This is a genomic window from Streptococcus ruminantium (assembly GCF_003609975.1).
Taxonomy (GTDB): domain Bacteria; phylum Bacillota; class Bacilli; order Lactobacillales; family Streptococcaceae; genus Streptococcus; species Streptococcus ruminantium.
On record NZ_AP018400.1, the window covers coordinates 1009563 to 1026395 of the forward strand.

At 37.3% G+C, this 16833-nt stretch carries 14 protein-coding genes and 1 pseudogene; 4 read left to right on the top strand and 11 right to left on the bottom strand.

All coding sequences use genetic code 11. The features are described 5' to 3' along the window. The first annotated feature begins 31 nt into the window (after positions 1 to 31). The 3 genes from SR187_RS04900 (at position 32) to SR187_RS04910 (ending at position 3217) form a co-directional block, all read left to right on the top strand. On the top strand, positions 32 to 697 hold the full coding sequence (locus SR187_RS04900; RefSeq protein WP_120171695.1) for a DNA-binding response regulator: 666 nt from the start codon (positions 32 to 34) through the stop codon (positions 695 to 697). Continuing rightward, positions 694 to 1638 (top strand): sensor histidine kinase, encoded by a 945-nt coding sequence (locus SR187_RS04905; RefSeq protein ID WP_120171696.1) that lies wholly within the window; start codon positions 694 to 696, stop codon positions 1636 to 1638. The genes SR187_RS04900 and SR187_RS04905 overlap by 4 nt, the downstream gene beginning before the upstream one ends. A gap of 73 nt (positions 1639 to 1711) precedes the next feature. Then, positions 1712 to 3217 carry a phosphohexomutase domain-containing protein gene (locus SR187_RS04910; protein WP_120171697.1) on the top strand — a complete coding sequence of 502 codons (1506 nt, stop codon included), beginning with the start codon at positions 1712 to 1714 and terminating at the stop codon, positions 3215 to 3217. Positions 3218 to 3390: 173 nt separating this feature from the next. Here the strand turns inward: SR187_RS04910 and xerS are convergent, their stop codons facing one another. The 9 genes and pseudogenes from xerS to SR187_RS04960 form a co-directional block, all read right to left on the bottom strand. After that, positions 3391 to 4461: a tyrosine recombinase XerS gene (gene xerS, locus SR187_RS04915; protein ID WP_120171698.1), complete on the bottom strand. Its 1071-nt coding sequence runs from the start codon at positions 4459 to 4461 to the stop codon at positions 3391 to 3393. Positions 4462 to 4852: 391 nt separating this feature from the next. Continuing rightward, a complete protein-coding gene (locus SR187_RS04920; protein WP_120171699.1) occupies positions 4853 to 5854 on the bottom strand; it encodes a DUF5677 domain-containing protein in 1002 nt (333 codons plus the stop codon). A 23-nt stretch (positions 5855 to 5877) separates the two neighbouring features. After that, the gene (locus SR187_RS04925; RefSeq protein WP_120171700.1) at positions 5878 to 7011 is read right to left on the bottom strand and encodes an AlbA family DNA-binding domain-containing protein; all 1134 of its coding nucleotides are present in this window, start codon (positions 7009 to 7011) and stop codon (positions 5878 to 5880) included. Between the two features lie 866 nt (positions 7012 to 7877). Next, positions 7878 to 8627: a DUF3307 domain-containing protein gene (locus SR187_RS04930; protein WP_120171701.1), complete on the bottom strand. Its 750-nt coding sequence runs from the start codon at positions 8625 to 8627 to the stop codon at positions 7878 to 7880. 4 nt (positions 8628 to 8631) lie between these two features. Next, entirely contained in the window at positions 8632 to 9300 is a 669-nt protein-coding gene (locus SR187_RS04935) for a SatD family protein (RefSeq protein ID WP_024532740.1), read from the bottom strand. A 273-nt stretch (positions 9301 to 9573) separates the two neighbouring features. Then, positions 9574 to 10143, bottom strand: a pseudogene (locus tag SR187_RS04940) (transposase); the annotation flags it as partial. A gap of 54 nt (positions 10144 to 10197) precedes the next feature. Next, on the bottom strand, positions 10198 to 11772 hold the full coding sequence (gene ffh / locus SR187_RS04950; RefSeq protein ID WP_120171702.1) for a signal recognition particle protein: 1575 nt from the start codon (positions 11770 to 11772) through the stop codon (positions 10198 to 10200). An 11-nt stretch (positions 11773 to 11783) separates the two neighbouring features. Next, positions 11784 to 12116 carry a putative DNA-binding protein gene (locus SR187_RS04955; protein WP_024532737.1) on the bottom strand — a complete coding sequence of 111 codons (333 nt, stop codon included), beginning with the start codon at positions 12114 to 12116 and terminating at the stop codon, positions 11784 to 11786. Between the two features lie 164 nt (positions 12117 to 12280). Continuing rightward, on the bottom strand, positions 12281 to 12979 hold the full coding sequence (locus SR187_RS04960; RefSeq protein ID WP_120171703.1) for a GntR family transcriptional regulator: 699 nt from the start codon (positions 12977 to 12979) through the stop codon (positions 12281 to 12283). Between the two features lie 273 nt (positions 12980 to 13252). Between SR187_RS04960 and guaA the strand changes: the two genes are divergently transcribed. Further along, positions 13253 to 14803, top strand: a complete 1551-nt coding sequence (gene guaA, locus SR187_RS04965) for a glutamine-hydrolyzing GMP synthase (protein ID WP_120171704.1) — start codon at positions 13253 to 13255, stop codon at positions 14801 to 14803. 151 nt (positions 14804 to 14954) lie between these two features. Here the strand turns inward: guaA and SR187_RS04970 are convergent, their stop codons facing one another. Further along, positions 14955 to 15854 (bottom strand): CPBP family intramembrane glutamic endopeptidase, encoded by a 900-nt coding sequence (locus SR187_RS04970; RefSeq protein ID WP_231996459.1) that lies wholly within the window; start codon positions 15852 to 15854, stop codon positions 14955 to 14957. Between the two features lie 6 nt (positions 15855 to 15860). Next, positions 15861 to 16595 carry a MerR family transcriptional regulator gene (locus SR187_RS04975; RefSeq protein ID WP_024532733.1) on the bottom strand — a complete coding sequence of 245 codons (735 nt, stop codon included), beginning with the start codon at positions 16593 to 16595 and terminating at the stop codon, positions 15861 to 15863. Positions 16596 to 16833 lie beyond the last annotated feature (238 nt).

The following is a 16833-nucleotide window of genomic DNA, read 5'->3' on the forward strand; positions in this document are numbered from 1 at the left end:
AGAAAGGCGGAAACTTTGATAAAATAAAGCTATGAAGAAAGAAACGATTTATATTGTAGAAGATGACGAAATGATTGTGCAGCTCTTGACACAGCATTTGGGGAAATCTTATCGAGTTGAGAGTGTACAAAATTTTCGAGCAGTTAGTCAGGAAGTAGCAGAACTCCAGCCAAACTTGATTCTGATGGATATTAACCTACCATATTACAATGGGTTTTATTGGACGACTGAAATTCGTAAGACTATGACCATGCCAATTATTTTCATTTCCTCCAGTGATGATGAGATGAATGCTGTAATGGCTATGAATATGGGCGGTGATGATTTTGTGTCTAAACCTTTTTCATTAGGCATTTTGGATGCCAAAATTGGAGCCTTTCTTCGTCGAGTCAATCAATTCAATAAAACAATGCAGCTAGAGCTTGATCATTACCTCTTGAGCTTGGATGGCTATTTTTCCAATGAATCGGATAAGGTTCATCTCTCTCCAACAGAAACCAAGATTTTAACGACCCTGTTACATCAGCAGGGACAAATCGTTCGTAAGGAGGACTTACTGGAAAAGCTCTGGGAAAATGAGGAATTTATTGATCAAAATACGCTCAATGTCAATATGACCCGACTGCGTAAAAAAGTCAGTGAATTAGGTTTTAACCGTATTCATACGGTTCGTGGTGTGGGGTATATTGTCAAATGATGATTGCATTTATTCGAGAATACCGGAGCTTGTATTTTTCTTACGTAGTTTTGGCAGGTAGTTTTATTTTACTTTTTTTCCTCTATCGCCTACCTGTAGAATTTTTGGGACATGCTCTGATGTTGTCTGTGACACTCCTTATCATCTTGACAATTGGGCTATATTGGAAATTTTACAAACGCATGAAAGCCCTAGAGGATTATGTGGATGAAAAGGACCTGCCCTTGCTCAACAAACCAATAGATTTGACCTATCTGCATTTAATTGAGTTGGAAAAACAAGCTACACGTGAACAACTTTTGGAATACAAGTCCAGAGAAGAAGATCTACAAGCTATGGTTAAAATGTGGTCCCATCAGATGAAAGTCCCCTTAGCAGCTCTGTCCTTGATGAGCCAGACCAGGAATTTAAAGCAGCAAGATGTCAATTACCAGCTTATGCGTCTGGACAATTATATGGGGAATCTTCTTAACTATCTCAAATTAACCAATCATAATAGTGATTTTCGTTTTGAGCAAATAGAAGTGAGAGAAGTAGTGATTGATGTAGTCAAAAAATACCGCAATCAGTTTTTACAAAAGGAAATAACTGTGAGCATAGATGGTACATGGATGTTGAAAACGGATAGAAAGTGGTTGAGCTTTGCTCTTTCACAGATTATTGACAATGCTCTCAAGTACAGCAAGTCAGGGGGCAGTGTGACAGTCATCTTAAATCAAGGAATTTCAATCAAAGATACAGGAATTGGCATATTACCTGAAGACATCCCAAGACTGTGCGACGAGGGATTTACAGGTTATAACGGGCGTGAACATCAGAAAGCGACTGGCTTCGGACTTTACTTGACCAAGCGGGTTCTGACACAATTAGAGTTGGATATGCGGATAGAAAGCCAAGTGGAAATTGGAACAGAGGTAGTTATCAATAAGCGGAGAGACTAGCCTATTTCTCCTCTTTTTTGAAAACGTTTTTAAAATATGTTATACTCAATCTAGTTTGATTTAGGAGGAAACTATGTCACATCATGTTTTACAGAATGGGTCAGATATTCGAGGAATTGCTATTGCAACTGATGAATACGCTGTCAATCTAACAACTCAAGCGACCCAAAATATTGTCCGTGGTCTCATTCATTGGTTGATTCAGGATCCCGAATTAGCCCAAACCTACCAGCAAGGTCAACTGACAATAGGTATTGGTCGGGACAGTCGTTTAAGTGGCCCTGATTTAGTATCAACTTTTACGGAAGAAGCTGTTCGCCTTGGAATTCAGATGATTGATTTTGGCATTGCCACTACACCCGCTCTCTTCATGAGTACTCAGTATCCGCAGTTCAAGTGTCATGCTGGTGTGATGATTACCGCCAGTCACCTGCCGTATTATTTTAATGGTATTAAGATTTTTTCAGCAAATGGCGGAGCAGAACACGATGATATTGACTTTATCCTCTCGCATTATGAAGACTTGCCGAGTTCACGCTTGGGAAGTGTGACTCAAGCAGATTTGATGACACCTTACGCTCAAGATCTAGTCACAAAAATCCGTCAGGCATGCAAGGGGCAGGAAAAACCATTAAGCGGTTTGAATATTATTGTTGATGCTGGAAATGGAGCTGGAGGATTCTTTGCGGGAAAAGTTTTAGCAGAACTAGGAGCAGACACGACAGGGTCGCAATTTCTTGATCCAGATGGAACCTTCCCGAATCACATTCCAAATCCTGATAATAAAGAGGCAATGGAAAGCATTCGCCAGGCTGTCTTGAAACAGGGAGCAGATTTGGGCATTATTTTTGATACAGATGTTGACCGTGCAGCTCTTGTAACCAAGTCTGGCTCCATTCTCAACCGCAACAACCTGATTGCTGTTCTCAGTCAGATTATTCTAGCTGAACACCCGGGGACTAGTATTGTGACAAACTCTCCAACAACCGAACACCTAAAAGTGTTTATTGAAGGTCTTGGCGGCAAGCAAATCCGCTATATTTCAGGCTACCGCAATGTCATCAATAAAGCCCTTGAAACGAATAAGGCTGGTATCGACTGTCAGTTGGCGATCGAGACTTCTGGACATGCAGCATTCAAAGAAAATTATTTTCTTGATGACGGTACCTATGTCGCAGCAAAAATTCTCATGTTATTGCCAAAGCTCCAAGCGCAAGGGCAGTCTTTGGACGATTTGATTGCCCAGCTTAAGCAACCTGTAGAAACTCAGGAGGTTCGATTTAAGTTAGAATCACCAGATTACCGCAAACTTGGTGAGCAGGTAATCGCTGCTCTTCGTCAAACTCAGTTTGAAGGTTTTACTTTTAACCCAGAAAACGAAGAAGGAGTACGCTTTGATTTGACTGCTCCTTATGGCGAAGGCTGGTTATTGTTGCGAATGAGTCTGCATGAGCCATTATTGGTCTTACAGGTTGAAAATGATCAAGCAGGTCACATTCCAGCTGTTTTACAGACTATCTCTACTTTTTTAGATAAATATCCAACTGTCAATCAAGAAAAGTTGAAGGAATTGATGTAGTTAATTCGATAGTCTAAAAAATAAAAATCGAACAAATTAGTTTGCTAAACTTGTCCAATTTGTTCGATTTTTTATTTTATAGGCTAATAAGCAGCATGTTTTCTTTTTCAAGGAATTTGTAAACAGAAAGTTTTTCTTTATAAACTTTTTTACATAATTTATTTTATGCAAAATTATAATTTATCCAAAGCATTTTTCTGTTCATCATTGACAATGTGAGTATAGAGGTCTGTAACCTGAGTATTGGCATGACCTAATTGATGACTAACAAGAACTTGTGACTTTGTGGCATCATAAAGGCGTGTTGCAAGCGTGTGTCGGAGCTTATGGGGAGTCACACGTATTTTAAAATCTGCGGAGTATTTGGCTACCATTTTTTCAATAGAAGAAGCGTCGATACGATTAGGAAGCCCACGGTATTCCGATAGAAAGAAGGCGGTATCTGCTTTTTCAGCCTTGTAGCGTTGCTGACGGATACTCATATAATTCTCCAAATAGGGCTTGGCAAAACCGGCTACATTTACTGAGTCGCGCTTGCCACCTTTACGCGTAACTTCAATCATCATCATTTTGATATTAACATCACGGAGGTCTAAATTGACAGCCTCGGATAAACGGACACCAGATGCTAACAGAAGGGCTAGAATTGCTAAGTCTCTTTCTTTATTTTTTTGAAAAGAAGAGAGGGCTCGTTTGGATAATTTAGCTTGATATTCATTTTCTACATAGTCCAGGAATTCCATGGTCTCATCACCTAAAAAGAGCTTTTGCTTGATGTTTTCTGCCCGTGCTGCTAAGGTTTCTTTCTTTTTCTTGGTGGATACCTTTTTCATAACATTGCGGTAGAAGTAGGGTTCTCCTTGCTCATTCTCCACCTCTTCAGTCAAATACTTGAAGAGACTAGAAAGCGCCGACAGAGTACGGTTAATGGTGGTCTGCGACACGCCATTCTGCGTGGTGTTAGCATTTAATAAAGGGCGCTCTCGTAGATAAAGAATAAAGGCCTCCATATCTTTCTTTGTCAGATGTTCAAGCGCCTCCAATGGGATGTCAGCAATCTGTCTAGCAGACACCAAGGCAGAATCTTGCAACCATTCAAAGAAACGTCGATATTCTTTCAAGTATTCGTATAAAGTTGTAAAGCTGTAAGGAACAGTTAGCTTAGATTGATAATACTCCAGCACATACCAAGGCATGATGGCTTTTAATTGCTCAATTTTCTCTAATAACAACTCACGTCGCATAATTTTCTCCTGATTTTTTACTTATTGGTAGTATAGCATAAGTCTATATAAGTTTCAAGAAAATTATAGTTTTTCGGAAAGATGTTTGTGAGTAAATTACTATCAGTAAAAGTAATTTACATATAACCAAAAAATTTTTTTCACCGCTTTCACTAAAAATGTACAAAACTAGGACTTATAATGACGGGAAACCGGATTTCTCAATATTCCCCATTTCGAGTAAAATGTACATAATTAAACGGAAAACTAAAAATTTTTTTAAAGTAGATTTTGGAAAAATGTACATTTGAATTTTATTTTTGCTTATGACTAAAGTATTTTGTAACGTCTCAATTATAGTCTCTATTTATTTCTTATTATATTTAGAATACACACTTCTAAACTTATTCCTTTAGGAAGGAGTGCAATTTTCTCCCCATAGTTTTGGTTCATCAGGAAATATATTATCATGTGTCTTAAAATAATACTCTCTCACTACTTCAACCCACTTATTTATCATATTAGCCGCCAACAATGCATCACTGGAAGGGTATAAAGTTAAAAATAGGGTTGTAAGTTGTGCTAAAGTAATAGCCGAATGTTCACCTGGAGTCGTTAAACCAAAATCTGTGCGCCCGACAGTAATGACCTCCTCGTTTCCGATTGTACCAAGTCTATTAAAGGTGCCTTGAGATGAGGGATGTATAACTTCATTGGCTAATTGATATTGATGTTGCCACAAATTTGCAGGAAAACTTGCTTTATTCTTTATATCATCAAAACGAATAAATTTCTGTTTAGAATCAAATTCACCACATGCTTTAGCCCAATCATACCTGTCTTCTGAATTGCGGGAAGAAATAAAGGACTCTGCTACTTTTTCTCCATATTTTGAGATAAATGATGCAATAATATTTAATTCATAAAGTGAGCGCCATCTAGCATAGGCACCATCAGCAAAACCATTCTTCATTAACGTAATAATCTCTAAAAATTGTTGAAGCCCTCTTCCGTGGATATATTTTAAGGCAGTATATGTCTGAATTGACTTCTCTTTTTCCTCAGCGTCTAATTCATTTACAAATTCAGAATAATCTCTTACAGCTTCTAAGACCATCATATACATAGCTTCAGAAGTCACAAAAGCACTAGACCATTCTTGATTTATTCGTGCAAGTATTTCTGTTTCTTCATTTCTAAAAAATAGTGAATTCTCATGCATTATCGTTTTAGCATCATCCACCATTTGATCCGAAACGTCAATAAGCATTGTTTGATATAAATCTGAAAGGTCAGCCTTTTCGTATTTCTCTAAAAAATTATCAATTTCTTCTTGATTAGTTAACGTACTTATTTGTTCTTCAAGTACCTTATTTAATGTATCTGTAAAAAACTTTTCGAATCTATCAGCCATTATTGCTCCTACTGCTTAATTCTCTAAATATAGACTGCTCTATACTCTTGCAACTTCTTGTTTAAAAATCTACCCACTTTAATGTCATGATTGTTAATCTGAGATAATCGTTCATCATCTGATGAAATTTGGGGTTTCTGAATGAATTGCAAATCTTTAGAGGATAAATTTTCTCTTAGAAATCTATTGAATTTTTCTCTTTCAAAATCATTTTCAAAAACTAAAATAACTTCTAAAAATCGTCTCTTTGAAATCGCAGCCTCATGGTTATCTGAATCAAATAAAAATTCATGTATATCCCATTCAATTGAGTCACGAGTAAAGTATCTATACGATAAGGAATCTTTTGTAATGCGAGCATTATCTAAGAATTCCCACTTAGGTATGGAAGTCATATATCTTCCTGAATCCATAACAATCATTTCATCCTCATACAATATCGTTTGATGGTATTTAAATTGATATTTTTTAAAATAATGATTTGAATTCATTTGTGTATGAGCATAAAATACATCTCGATTACGATCTTCAGAATCATTGTCTTCTTCAAATGTAAATTCAGGAAACAACTTATAGTATTTTCCGTTTGAATTATTTTCCCAAGAGCTCCTATCTTTTATATAACTGCTTAATTTATCAAAAGGTAAGAGATCTAGCCCAAATCTTTTACGCCATAATAATTCAACTTCATGAGAAGAAGCGATGCTACTAATTGGAGTATTGCTATCTTGTCTTCTAGTATAAATAACTCCTGGTAATATTTTTGATTTATCTCGGGTGAATTGTTCTTCAAGATAATAAGGAACTTGTTTTGAGTTGTATATAACTAAAACATCAATTTCATTATCTTCAATCTGAATAGTTTCTAGTTTAACAAAAGGAGAGATACCGCCAGCAAACTTTTGATTTCTAAGCATATCGACAATGTCAGCTTGGCTCTTTCTATTTTCGTCATGAGAAATACCTTTTATTTCTCCATCATCTGCAACACCAAATATTAGGTATGCATCTCTATTAACTAAATTATTTGCTAAACAAATAATATCATGAACAAACTTTGCATTGTTAGAATGATATTTTTCTTTATAATCCCAGTAACTTCCTTCTCGTTGCATTTTAATTAAAGAAAGTATTTCATCTTCAAAACTAGTATCCATTTGTTACCTCATTTCATAACATTATACACTTCTTATTATACCACTAACGCAGTAAAAACATATAGACTATATCACTACGGTACTCCTCTAAAATCTACACAATATTATCTTAAAAAATGTACATTTGAACTCACTAACTTCCTAATATTTTCTACTTCATTTTGTACAATTGAATCTCTAACCAAGCTACAATCTCCTCATCCAATACTGTACTTTATTAGTGTTTAAAATAAAGTACAAAATAAAAATAAAGTACATTTTTTGAAGAATGTACTTTATGCTTCTATTCCAGTATTATCAAAGGTTTAAACCATGTTAGGTCAATTGTTCATAAATTTTTAGTTTTACTATCAGTAAAAGTAATGTCAAAGAATTAACATTCTAAGCTCGTGTAATAACCTAGAATTGGGTTATATGTCTTTTCAGGTTTCAAGTTATTTGTATACTTCTAGAATCTGATTTTAAAATGCTTCTAAGCAGATTGTCAGCGGTCTTGTGACCCAGATGTTATTATTTGTTTGAGCGTTCTAGAATGGTTATTTTATCTACTGTTAAAATATAATGTTCCCATCAGTTGCTGAATAGTTTTCTTTGTAGTATTTTTTCTTGTAAATTGTCATAGGAACAACGACCAGTAAGTTGGTTTTTGTTGGCAAATCATTATAGCATTTGATAGGCAGCTTATTTCCAGATCAGTCCATCTTGAAAATTTTCAGGACAAATGGATTGGCTTGGGGTAGTTGGTTTTCTAAAATGTTAGTCAATGAAGTTTTTCTGACTTAAAAAATATCCTCTGATGAAATCATCATATAAAGACTCTTTTCTATTTTTATAAAAAATTACATAATATATATTATGTAATTTTTTTAAAGTATCAATAAACCATAAACAATCAAAACACTAATAATGCTAAACAAAGAGCCGATTAGATAATACTCAGCAAATGCTTGGTTCTTTGAAATTTTATCGTAACGTGCAATGGATTTTGCTGTGAAGACAAGACCGATAGCAGTAAATTGTCCAAGAAGCAAAAAAATTCCCATAATCAAGCGTTCTAATTGCCCTATCAAGGCTCCTGCACCGCTAATTGTTGATTGATTAGCTTCCACTTCTTCCACCTGAACCTGATATTTACTGAAAAATAGCTTGAAAATAATGTTGACAGGCTTGGTAAGTAAGATGATGAAGAGGATTCGGACAAGCAAGAAAGCGCTAGAGTTCCAAAAAGAATGCGTAGCTACATTTACCCCTATCGTTTGATAAAGAATGAAAATGCAGCTAATATGCAAAAACTGATCCAATAAGAAAGCTACAGGCTCCCAAGATGATTTTATCCAATGATGTTTGTTGAGGAAATACTTGAGGTAATCAATCGCAGCGTGACTTAGCCAAATTTGGAAAAATAGATCTCCATTTTGATTTGGTGTGAGGATTGTTAAAATAAAAAGAGGAAAGGCGACAAGCAATAGATGGATAGCGAAGGCAGTAAATTCTCTTTTTTTCGCATCTGCTAGCCTTTGGCTTTGCAATGTGAAATCACTCAAAAAGTGTGCGATAAGAAGAGCAACTAGAACTGGTTCTTGGATTAAATAGCTAGATATAATAGAATAATTCATGAGCTTACCCCTCTTTTTGGCTTAGTTGCAAGATTAGATTCATAACAGTTTGGCGGTTTCGCAGATAGATTTTTATCCCACTTGATTTTAAACGTTTAGTAAAAGCACTTGGGCTCAGTTTCATCTTTTCAGCGATTTGTTTTTGCTTAAAATCTTCCTGGTAAATGTTATTGGTCAATAAGGTTTCAAACAATTCCGCCTGGGAAGAGTTCCAAGCTGCTCTTATGAAATCGCTGGAAGTCAATAAAGGATTGATAACGCGGTCAATTTGCTTGTATTCGGACGAAAATGCTAGCTGACTAGTACCATAGTCATTATTATCATGGATAAATTCAATCGCTTTGCGTGCTTCCCAGTAAGCTGGACCATCTGCTCCGATACTTTGTCGAGGGTCAATCGTTGTTAAAATACCTCCCAGGCCAATTCCAAAGCGAATCTCTAGCTCCCCTCGAAAAGCTATTTGTATTCGATCAATCATAAGAAAGATGTAAGGATTTGGTTTGCAGAGTGCCTGAAACTCATCTCCCTTTGTAATAGTAAATGGAGAGGCAAATTCACGAGAATAAGAAAAGTTGATTACTTTTAACACATTTTTTAAGCGTTCTTGAACGGTAGAACGATTTGAAGTCTGTTTTGAGTTGATAATATCACCGATAATGGCTATATAATTCATCAGATGTCCTCCATTCTTCTATATATGTCCATTTTATCAGACATTTTCTGATTTGTCCATTAAAACGGACATTTTCTAGTTTGTCCATTAAAATGGACATTTATTAAAGGGCTAAAACATTAAAATAACTTTTCAGCTACTTCTACTTTTCATTTTTGAAAAATATATTGCAATCATGAGATAGGATATCTTAAAAAAGAAGAGATTTATGTACTGACCCCAAAAAGTTGGACAAGAAATATTATTGAAAGGATTTAGTTCTGTATTGAACAGGGCTAATTGAGCTGTTGTTAGGAGGATATCTAGTCGGAATCCTCCCTCAACCATTTCTCTAATTGTTTCTGCCTTTCTCTCGCTAAGGCTTCGTCCCTGAGGCGCAGTTCCCTCAACTTTTTTAGATAGGCCACCTCAGTTCGTAGACGTTCATTTTCTTCCTGAAGTCGCTCCAGCTCTGTCATTTCTTCCCAAGTTTTCTTTGGTTTACGTCCCATTTTAGGTATCCTTCCTCTAGGTTTTTCAAGAATAGTATACCCGTTTTTCTTGTATTGCGCTATCCAATTAGGCAGTGTCCCTATATTTGGTAGTGCATAATCCAGTGAAACGTCTAGTTGAGAACGGCCTCTTAGTAGGACTTCATTTATGATTTCCTCTTTCAGCTCTGGTGAATAGTAGTTATTTTTCCCTTTTTGGGCACAGTCCAAACCATGTTTGTCAATCAGTCGAACCAAGTATTGTAGATGAACCTTAGTCACATTAAATCTTTGGCTGAGTTTGTGGCCAAGTCCAACCTAATTGTTTTAAGTGATAATAGATTTCAATTTTATCGTTAGCGTTTAATTTCATAAGAAAAGCACCCCAATCGTTAGATTTTGTGTCTAACTTTTGGGGTGCAGTACATTATTTTCTCTTCTTTTTTGCTTTTTTAATTTTATTAGCTTGGCGCTTCATGGCTTGTTTCATGGCAAATTGTCCTATTTTTCCCTTCAGACCTCCGCCAAACATTTGAGACATATCAGGCATATCAGAATTCCCCATCAATTGACTCATGTCTGGCATATCAGCTCCTCCCATCATTCCCTCAAGGGCTGACATATCCATACCATTCATATTAGGCATATTTTTAGGGAGATTATTAGGATTGATTCCCATCTGTTTCATCATTTTATTCATATCACCAGACATGACACCTTGCATCATAGTCTTAGCCTGATTGAAGTCTTTGATAAACTTATTGACTTCTACAAAGCTGTTTCCTGAGCCATTAGCAATACGACGACGACGGCTAGGTGTCAATAAATCTGGATTTTCCCGTTCTTCTGGTGTCATAGAGGATACAATCGCACGCTTACGGGCAATTTGCTTTTCATCCACTTTAAGATTTGCCAAGGCAGGATTGCCAGCCATACCAGGAAGCATCTTTAAAAGTTCTTCCATAGGTCCCATATTTTGAACCTGATCCAACTGGTCAATAAAATCATTGAAATCAAAGGTATTTTCTCGCATTTTCTCAGCAAGTTCCAATGATTTTTTCTCATCGTATTCTTTGCTAGCCTTTTCAATTAAGGTCAGCATATCTCCCATACCAAGGATACGTGATGACATACGGTCTGGATGGAAGGTTTCGATGTCAGTAATTTTCTCGCCTGTACCAGTAAATTTGATTGGCTGACCAGTAATATGGCGAACAGATAAGGCTGCACCGCCACGGGTATCCCCATCAATCTTAGTCAAGATAACACCGGTAATAGCCAGCTGATTATTAAACTCACGCGCAACATTAGCAGCTTCTTGACCAATCATAGCATCCACAACCAAAAGGATTTCATTTGGCTGAGCAAACTCTTTGATTTCTTTTAGTTCAGTCATGAGAGCCTGATCAATTTGGAGACGACCAGCCGTATCAATCAGAACATAGTCATTGTGATTGCTCTTAGCTTGTTCCAAACCTTGACGAACAATTTCAAGAGCAGGAACTTGGTTTCCAAGCTCAAAGACAGGAACGTCAATTTGTTGACCGAGCGTTTTTAACTGGTCAATGGCTGCTGGACGATAAATATCAGCAGCAATTAGCAATGGACGTGCATTTTCTTCCTGTTTGAGTTTGTTAGCTAATTTTCCTGTAAAGGTCGTTTTACCAGCACCTTGCAAACCAGCCATCATGATGATGGTTGGAATTTTGGGTGATTTGATAATTTCTGATGTTTCAGCCCCCAAAATAGCTGTTAATTCTTCATCAACAATCTTGATGATTTGTTGGGCTGGGTTCAATGTTTCAATGACTTCGTGTCCAATCGCACGCTCACGAACTTTTTTGATAAAATCCTTTACAACAGGCAGAGCAACGTCGGCCTCTAATAATGCCAGACGAATCTCTTTGGTAGCCTCTTGAATATCACTCTCTGCAATTTTTCCCTTACGGCGCAAATTTTTAAATACATTCTGTAAGCGTTCTGTTAAGCTCTCAAAAGCCATATTTTCTCCTTTTACTCTCTATTGTCAATACTATTTAGAATGGTGATTTTTTCCTTCAAATACGTATCATTGGGATAGGTATTAAGAATGTCATCAAACACCTGACTGCGAACGACATAATCAGAATACATGTGCAATTTCATTTCGTAGTCTTCTAGCAATTTTTCTGTTCTCTTAATATTATCGTAGACTGCTTGACGACTTACCTGAAATTCTTCTGCAATCTCCGCTAGACTATAATCATCTGCATAGTAGAGCTCAATATAATTCATCTGTTTGTCGGTTAGCAAGGCAGCATAAAATTCAAATAAGGCATTCATTCGATTGGTTTTCTCAATTTCCATAAGTTCTATTATATCAAAAAATCTGTCTTTAATAAATAAGAAATGGCACAATCCTTTTAACAGAAGTTCTTCCTTTCACAAGTAAACAGTGAAAAACAAATATTCGCTACAGAAAAGAATAGTAAAATGGCAAATTGTATTGTTTTTACATAATTATTATTACGTTAATTATTTTCCAAATAAAACTCAAAACGTTCGCCTACATATTGGCTATTTACAAACTCAAATGCTTGACCATCTTCCAGATAGGAGACCTGTTTCAGGGCAAGAATCGCTTGGTTCTTGGCAATTTGTAGGTACTGAGCGACCTTTTCATTTGCCAATCGAGCAAAAATTGTCTGCTTGCTGGTACCAATCCGGTAACCATTCTTTGTTAAAGTTTGAAAAAAATGGTTGGTTACTTCTTCTTTTGGAACATGTTTTATCAACCGTTCAGGAATACAGGCCACCTCGTACACTACGGGAATATTATCTGCGTAGCGAACACGCTCCATCCGCACTATATATTCACCCTTTCCTAACCCTAGTTGTTCTATCTCTTTATCTGTTGGCTTGGTTCGGACATACGACAAGAGTTTGCTCGTCGGTATTTTCCCTTGAAGCTGGACAATTTCGGTAAATGAGGTCGTGCCCCGCATCTTTTCCTGCACCCTCGTATTTGCTACATAGGTACCGGATCCGACTTTTCGTTGCAAGATTCCTTCTTCAACAAGCAGGGTAATACCTTGGCGAAGGGTCATTCTAGAAACACCAAATTCTTCTGCTAAGTCGCGCTCGCTCGGTAAACGTTGTCCAATTTTCCAAGTTCCACCGTCAATTTGATCTTTTATCTTATCGTGAATAGTGATGTATGCTGCTTTCATTTGTCTAGCCTTTCTAGCTTCTAGTTTACCAAAAATAAAGACGTTTGACTAATCTAGACTGGTTTCTATTTGGAAAAGATTGCTAGACAAACAATGTGAGTAAAAGAACTAAAATAAACAGTGTAAAACTGAGAAAAATACGAACACTCAATTTAAGAAAATCACTCATAGTTTGGAAAACAGATATTTAACAAATATGGTTTGGAAAATGTTCGTTTTTATGGTAGAATGAGTAACGATATTTGAATTTTATTCAAAATAAAGGGGTAAAACATGACAAAACAAGATGTTCAAAAAATCATTGTTCTGGATTATGGTAGCCAGTACAATCAGCTCATTTCACGTCGCATTCGTGAATTTGGTGTCTTTTCAGAATTGAAAAATCATACTATTACTGCTGAAGAAGTTCGTACAATCAATCCAATCGGTATCGTTCTATCTGGTGGCCCGAACTCTGTTTACGCAGAAAATGCTTTTGATATTGACCCGGCAATTTTTGAATTGGGGATTCCAATTTTAGGAATTTGCTACGGAATGCAATTGATTACTCATAAATTAGGTGGCAAGGTTGTGCCTGCCGGTGAAGCTGGTAATCGTGAGTATGGTCAATCCAACTTGCAGCTAGAAGCTGAATCAAAACTGTTTGCCGGCACTCCTGAGAAGCAACTAGTTCTCATGAGTCATGGTGATGCTGTGACAGAGATTCCTACAGACTTCCACTTAGTTGGTTTATCTGCTGACTGCCCTTATGCGGCCATTGAAAATACAGAACGTCATATTTACGGTATCCAATTCCACCCTGAGGTTCGTCATTCTGTTTATGGGAATGACATCTTAAAAAACTTTGCTTTTGCTATCTGTGGCGCTAAAGGTGACTGGACGATGGAAAATTTTATTGAAACAGAAATTGAAAAAATCCGTCAAACAGTTGGAGATAAGAAAGTCTTGCTTGGTTTATCTGGTGGAGTAGACTCTTCTGTCGTTGGTGTCCTTCTTCAACGTGCTATCGGAGACCAGTTGACCTGTATCTTTGTTGATCATGGCCTACTTCGTAAGAATGAAGGGGATCAGGTTATGGAGATGCTAGGCGGCAAGTTTGGTCTCAATATTATTCGCGTTGACGCTGCTAAGCGTTTCTTAGATTTACTTGCAGGTGTGTCTGATCCTGAGAAGAAGCGTAAAATCATCGGAAATGAATTTGTTTACGTTTTTGATGATGAGGCAAGCAAGCTGACGGATGTCGAATTCTTAGCTCAAGGCACTCTCTATACAGACATCATTGAATCTGGTACAGATACGGCTGAAACTATTAAGTCCCATCACAATGTTGGTGGTTTACCAGAAGACATGCAGTTCAAATTGATCGAACCATTGAATACCCTTTTCAAAGATGAGGTGAGAGCACTTGGTACTGCTCTTGGTATGCCGGATGAGGTTGTTTGGCGCCAGCCATTCCCAGGACCAGGTCTTGCTATCCGTGTTATGGGTGAAATTACCGAGGAAAAACTTCAGACAGTTCGTGAGTCTGATGCAATCTTGCGCGAAGAAATCGCAAAAGCTGGTCTAGATCGCGATGTTTGGCAGTATTTTACGGTTAATACTGGTGTACGCTCTGTAGGAGTTATGGGAGATGGTCGTACCTACGATTACACTATCGCCATTCGTGCTATTACTTCCGTTGATGGTATGACCGCTGACTTTGCTAAACTTCCATGGGATGTCCTTCAAAAAATCTCCGTCCGTATCGTAAATGAAGTTGAACACGTCAACCGCATCGTCTACGATATTACAAGTAAACCACCCGCAACTGTTGAGTGGGAATAATATAAACTATTCGAGAAGCCTTGTGAAATAATGTCTACAAGGTTTTTCTTTTATTTTTGACAATAAATTTGACATAAAATCCCCCTTAGCTGTGTCTCGATGGTGCTAAGGGGGAACCTTTTTTGAGAATCAACGCATTTGTATGTGTTTCCTAAGAGTTCTTTTGGCGAAGCAACAGCACTATTGCGACTAGTAAAAATGGCAAAGCTGCAAGCATGCCCATCGGTGCAGGTCCTAGTAATCGTGCAGAGCCAGTATTAGTAAGACAAACGGACAAAGGTAGAGCTGCTACTGCATTGATTGCACCGTGGAAAAGTGATGGTATCCATATACTTTCGCTTTTTTCATACAGCCAATCGTGCAGAATTCCCCATCCAACCGTGATGGCACAAAAGAGAAGCATACCAACAATAGGAAAACCAATATACCCATTTTGATTTGCTGTAGCCGCTCCATATTCATAACCAACTAGCCAAATGAGAGGCCAATGCCACATTCCCCAAATGATACCCCCTATAATCCATCCCATTCTTCTCCCTAATTTGGCTTTTAATTGAGGATATAAAAATCCACGCCATCCAATCTCTTCGCCTAGTGCTATAACCATATTGACGAATGGTGCATAAGTAATGCTACTGATGAAGCTCATTATGATATATAGGGGATAAGAAATACCTAGCGACTCCATCTGCTTAATAGCCTCTACGCCTCCAGTTACTACCAGATATTTTCCACTTATATCAAAATGCGTAGGAAAAATCATGAAGTATAAGCAAGCTCCGAGCGTTACTAGGACGATTGGAGCAAACCATGCTATCATAATGAATCGAAGGTTCTTCCGAAACTGCACCCTCCAGCCCATATCGCCTAACTTGACTCCTGAAATTAGCGCACCAATTGTAGGAACAAACATCATTCCTGTAATGATTAGTTGAGCAAATATGGTATTACCATTATTATAAATAAACGAGGCACCTATCTGTATGGCGTATGCAAGAAGAAATGTCCATATCAGATACTTCATCATCTGAATTTTATTGTATCTTTTCATTATGTGTCATCCTATCTCTTCTTGTGATTCGGCAGCAATCTCCACGCAGAAACCGTGATGGTTACAAGATGAACAAGTGAGTTTTCGTGTGGTATAGGTATGCTTGGCCCATAGTCCTTCCTTAATGGTTGGCTGAAAAACTGTATGACATTGCGGACAGATATAAGCCATCTTTTTGAAATACCAACGGCAAAACCAAATGATATATGGAACCACAACAATAACCCAGACAAGGAATAGCCACCAGATTCCCTTTGTGAACCATAAGATAATTGATGCCCACTGTAGAATACCGAGTGGTAGCGCACCAACTATCATAATGAGGCGGAGATTCCTCAGTTTCTTCCTGTTTGTCATAGTATATGCTATGTCACCAATAAATTCGATGGAAAATTCACTCACATTTTTAAGTCTGGTCTTCAGTTCGGAAATTTTATGTAGCTTCTCCTCCCGCTCGATAACCTCTCTCTTCAATATAGCTTCCTGCTGATTTAAAAGTAGAGAGATAATGCTACCGGGATCTTCCTCAGAAAGAATCTGTCCGATTGAGTCCAGAGAAAGTCCTAGTTCACGAAGAAAGCAGATAATTTTCATACGCTTTACATCATCTTCAGAGTAGAGCCTTCGTCCACCTTCTGTCAATTCACTCGGAACAAGAATACCACGGGTATCATAATATTGAACTGTTCTGACTGTCACTTCACAAAGTTTTGCAATTTCCCCTGTCGTGTATTTTGACACAGCTTTCACCTCCTTTATGCTAATAATAGCATATAACCTAGCGTCACAAGCAATACCTGACGTTAGGTTATGTTATATTTATTTGGAACACTTGCAATCACTGTCAAAAAGTAATTGTCTTATTAGGACATTTGTAACCTGCACTGCATACCTTCATCTTGTTCTGTATTTTTTATAAGGAAAAAGTACAAGTTGTTTTTCTTATCGTTTCATTATAGCGTATCATTGAAAGCTGTGT

Excerpts from the sequence above, each read along its gene's own strand:
- SR187_RS04910 (WP_120171697.1), top strand. The coding sequence starts at position 1,712 with ATGTCACATCATGTTTTACAGAATGGGTCAGATATTCGAGGAATTGCT.
- SR187_RS04920 (WP_120171699.1), bottom strand. The coding sequence starts at position 5,854 with ATGGCTGATAGATTCGAAAAGTTTTTTACAGATACATTAAATAAGGTA.
- xerS (WP_120171698.1), bottom strand. The coding sequence starts at position 4,461 with ATGCGACGTGAGTTGTTATTAGAGAAAATTGAGCAATTAAAAGCCATC.
- SR187_RS04960 (WP_120171703.1), bottom strand. The coding sequence starts at position 12,979 with ATGAAAGCAGCATACATCACTATTCACGATAAGATAAAAGATCAAATT.
- SR187_RS04955 (WP_024532737.1), bottom strand. The coding sequence starts at position 12,116 with ATGGAAATTGAGAAAACCAATCGAATGAATGCCTTATTTGAATTTTAT.
- SR187_RS04905 (WP_120171696.1), top strand. The coding sequence starts at position 694 with ATGATGATTGCATTTATTCGAGAATACCGGAGCTTGTATTTTTCTTAC.
- SR187_RS04925 (WP_120171700.1), bottom strand. The coding sequence starts at position 7,011 with ATGGATACTAGTTTTGAAGATGAAATACTTTCTTTAATTAAAATGCAA.
- SR187_RS04900 (WP_120171695.1), top strand. The coding sequence starts at position 32 with ATGAAGAAAGAAACGATTTATATTGTAGAAGATGACGAAATGATTGTG.
- guaA (WP_120171704.1), top strand. The coding sequence starts at position 13,253 with ATGACAAAACAAGATGTTCAAAAAATCATTGTTCTGGATTATGGTAGC.
- SR187_RS04970 (WP_231996459.1), bottom strand. The coding sequence starts at position 15,854 with ATGAAAAGATACAATAAAATTCAGATGATGAAGTATCTGATATGGACA.
- SR187_RS04930 (WP_120171701.1), bottom strand. The coding sequence starts at position 8,627 with ATGAATTATTCTATTATATCTAGCTATTTAATCCAAGAACCAGTTCTA.
- SR187_RS04935 (WP_024532740.1), bottom strand. The coding sequence starts at position 9,300 with ATGAATTATATAGCCATTATCGGTGATATTATCAACTCAAAACAGACT.
- ffh (WP_120171702.1), bottom strand. The coding sequence starts at position 11,772 with ATGGCTTTTGAGAGCTTAACAGAACGCTTACAGAATGTATTTAAAAAT.